This is a genomic window from Donghicola mangrovi, assembly GCF_013377535.1.
GTDB classification, from domain to species: domain Bacteria; phylum Pseudomonadota; class Alphaproteobacteria; order Rhodobacterales; family Rhodobacteraceae; genus Donghicola; species Donghicola mangrovi.
In genome coordinates, this window is sequence record NZ_JABCJE010000031.1 from 1 (window position 1) to 4,005 (window position 4,005).

General features: G+C 47.0%; 1 protein-coding gene and 2 pseudogenes. All 3 read left to right on the forward strand.

The genetic code is table 11. From position 1 onward, the window contains the following. Positions 1–83 precede the first annotated feature (83 nt). A pseudogene (locus tag HJ536_RS20595) lies at positions 84–176 on the forward strand (IS5/IS1182 family transposase); the annotation flags it as partial. Positions 177–517: 341 nt separating this feature from the next. Next, complete coding sequence (locus tag HJ536_RS21155; protein WP_177159262.1) at positions 518–3,394, forward strand: family 16 glycosylhydrolase; 2,877 nt, start codon at positions 518–520, stop codon at positions 3,392–3,394. A gap of 62 nt (positions 3,395–3,456) precedes the next feature. Beyond that, positions 3,457–3,923 (forward strand): annotated as a pseudogene (locus HJ536_RS20605) (transposase); the annotation flags it as partial. Positions 3,924–4,005 lie beyond the last annotated feature (82 nt).

Genomic DNA, 4,005 nt, shown 5'->3' on the forward strand with positions numbered 1-4,005 from the left:
GGGTTTTGGTCGTTTGTTGGCCATCGGTGGTACTCCATCTCCTAACTAGAGGGGCGGACCAGTTCAGTGGGGGAGGCTCACACTACGACAAGCGTCGCTACGAATGACGAAATCGAATTGAAATCATGTTCGGCAGACTGAAGGACTGGCGGCGCATAGTAACACGATACGCCTGATACCCCAAGGTGTTCCTATTAGAAATCGTCCTCGCCGCATTCGTCATTTACTGGCTGTAGGTCCAGACTTTGCGTATGTGGTTTCATGCTCAACTATTTAAATAAGACTATGTAATCGACGCAAGCTAATGCGTGATCGGATGATTAGGGGGTGCGCTGATATCGTGATGTCAGTATTCCTCCGATTTAATTTTGAAATTAGATTATCTTCGGTGTAGTATCTATGCCTATGGGTAGCTCTAAGAATTTTTTCTAATAATTCAAATATTGCAAAGTGTGGCGCAACCAAATTTGCATCATGGCAATGGGTTGCGATCGATTGAACTAGGGGTGGGTCGAGATTGACAGTCATAGTCGGAACGGAAAATAGAGACACAATTTACGCAAACGAGCCTGGTGTGGTAGTTTACGGCTTGAGTGGTGGGGACTATATATTTAATTCGTCGGAAGGCACTCTGTTGATCGGGGGAGATGGCAATGATCATTACAGACTGTATAACTCCTCTACTCAGGTCATTGAAGAAATGGAGGGGGGGTATGATGTAATATGGGCTTACGATCACATCGTTATGCCTGATAACATAGAGGAAGTTATTTTTAAGAGGAGTTCAAATTGGTACACAATTGTCGGAAATGAAATAGATAACGTTATTACCTCTGGAGATGGTGATCAGGCAATCTCTGGCTCGAAAGGTAATGACACGCTGACGGGTGGAGGTGGTAACGACCAATTTTCATTCGCAAGCGGTGACGGACACGATGTTATAACGGACTTCTCACCCTATGAGGACAAGTTAACTTTTTGGTCTATGGGTATTGATGAACTTTCTTCTCTTGAGGAAATATCTACCCAAACCAATGATGGCTTGCTCATTTCGTTCTCTGCGACGCAAAGCCTATTGCTTGAGAATGTGCAGTTTGAAGATTTTTTTTCAGCAACGCCAATAATCGAGGCATTCAAAAGGGATATACTTTTGGGTGCGCAGGTGGTATTTGAGGACAATTTCGATAGTGAGGAATCTTTAAGAAATGGGAATTGGACTACAACACCAGCAAATGGTCACCCGGTCACTTCATCCATATCAAGGGGTAACAGATTCCAACGCTATGTTGACTTAAACTCTGTCACCGAGAATGGAAAAAGTATTAATGTGAACCCATTTTCCATCTCTGAGGGCATTCTGTCCATCACTGCGGTTCGGACCCCAGATCATTTGAAGGAAGAGATAGCGGAGACTTGGCTATCTGGTAGCTTGGAGACGCACGGGACTTTCGAGCAGACTTACGGATATTTCGAGGTTAGAGCAAAAACACCGGCTGGCCAAGGACTGTGGCCTGCGTTCTGGCTAGTTCCATCTGATTACACTTGGCCTCCAGAATCCGATATTCTCGAAGCATTGGGAAGCCTGCCTAATGTTTATCGTGCAGCAACGCACGGGGCCCTTTGGGGTGATAAGGTAACCATAGCAGACTCGTGGCTTGTACCTGATACTAGCGAAGAATTTCATACATATGGCGTCCTTTGGACCCCTCAAACTCTTACATATACGTTTGATGGGATGATAATGTTGCGTACCCCCACTCCGGCGAACATGCATACTCCCCATTCTCTACATCTTAATTTGGCTTTAGGGGGATGGGATGGCGATCCAGATGATACAACGCCCGATGGTGCATCTTTCGAAGTTGACTATGTGAAAGTGTGGGATATCCCGAGTTTATCAGACGAGTCTCCAAATTCCGATATGAGCGCATTTGGTGATTTGGATAATGGAATACTTTATACAAGTGAATTTGGAGTCTTGGATCTATATGGTGGATCCATTTTAACTGCTTCGGAAGCATCTCCGAACCTAGTGTTAGGAAATTCAAGCATTGATGCTTCTGTTGGCACCGATGGTGATAATGTATTGTTTGGTAACGGAGAGGGTACGACCTTTAACGCATTAGCTGGAGATGATGTAATTGAAGCTCAATCAGGTTCAGATTATTTGATCGGTGGATTGGGAAATGATACACTTATCGGTGGAGAGGGGGCGGATACCCTGGTTGGTGGAGAAGGAAACGATACCTATGTTTTCTCCCGAAGCGATGGGGCAACAGATTCGAATATTGAGCTTGTAATAGAAGCTTCAAATGAAGGTTTTGATCAGATAATATTTTTAGACGTTGTGCCTTCCGATGTTCGATCGTACATCGATTGGGCTAGGTGGCATATTGTTATCGAAGGTGCGGAAAGAGATTACCATTTTTCAGTTAAAATTACGCCTGGCATCGGCGGTCATGATATCGGATCCCATATCGAACAAGTTGTATTTTCCGATGGCACTGTTTGGGACCTAACGGGTTCCCTTTATTTGAGGGGCGATGATCGGGATAATGTTAATTCCGGATCTGTTCATGATGACACGATCTTTGGGGAGGATGGTTCTGACACTCTCGTTGGAATGGATGGTAATGATGTAATTGACGGTGGGCCGGGCGATGATTTTTCGTACGGTTGGAATGGTGATGATTATGTATTTGATTCAGGAATAGATGGTTCTGATCAGCTTTTCGGCGAGGCCGGAAATGATACACTTATCGGTGGCTCTGGTCTGGACTATTTGTACGGTGGACCAGATCGCGATGTCCTTAGATCAAGTAAGGACGGTGATGTGCTGTATGGACAGGCGGGCGATGATACGCTCACTGGCGGCGGGGGTGCAGACACACTCATCGGAGGTGATGGTAGCGATATTCTAAAGGGAAATGGAAATAGAGATCTCCTTGGAGGTGAGGAGGGAGATGATCGCATCATTGGCGGTGGGGGGGATGACACAATCGAAGGTGGCCTTGGAAATGATGTCCTAAATGGAGGGACGCGAAATGATATTATTAGTGGAGGCGAAGGAAATGATAAATTGAACGGACAGAATGGAGATGATACTCTGATGGGGGGGCTTGGGCGAGATGTTTTAACTGGCGGTCCCGGGGCGGATGTATTTGTTTTCGATTTAGGGATTTTGGATGAGCTTGATAGAATTTTGGATTTCAATCAGGAGGAAGGTGATCAGATAAAAGTTACAGGAATTGATGGCGTTTCCGATCCAACATTCCATTTTGTCTCCAAAGGAGATTATTTTTTATTTTCGGCAGACGTCTATGGCGAAAAGGTTGATGTTGCAAGAATTTCAAGTGCCTATCTCATCGAGGAGGGGGATGCTGTGCTTTTCTAGGGGCAGGGCCCATTGATTTGGTTCGTCGTGCGTTTTGCATCGTTCGAACACGAGCGGTGAGCATGTCTGATCTTCTTGAATTGAGTGATGCGCAATGGTCCGTCTGGAGCCTTACTTCCAGAAGTCACATGGTAGGTCTCGGTGCGACGACCGTCGGTCACTGAGCAGCTATCTTCATCAATCGCAACGGTTTACGGTCGCGTGACGCGCCATGTGAGTATGGCAGGGTATGTCCCCCACAAGACGCTCTACAACCGTTGTAGGCGGTGGAACGTCCGGAGTTCCTTCGCTCGATTCATGGCGGGGCTGGCCATGAGTACGGCGAGCACGCGACCGTGATGATTGTTCATCTTATCTGAAAGCCCAACGTAGAGCGTCCAGCCTGGGCGACAAAAAGGGGGGGCGTGGATGCCTGATCGGCAGAACCAAGGGCGGCATGAACACTAAGTTGCACGCCATCTGCGACAGCCAAGGCCGCCCCATCGACCTGTTCCTGACAGCGGTTCCCTTCAGCGACTACATCGGGGCGTTCAACAGTAAGCTCCGGTCCGAGTGCCTCGTGACCTGCCACGGGATTTTTCCTCCATCATCGATTAGAGTCTGACGCAATT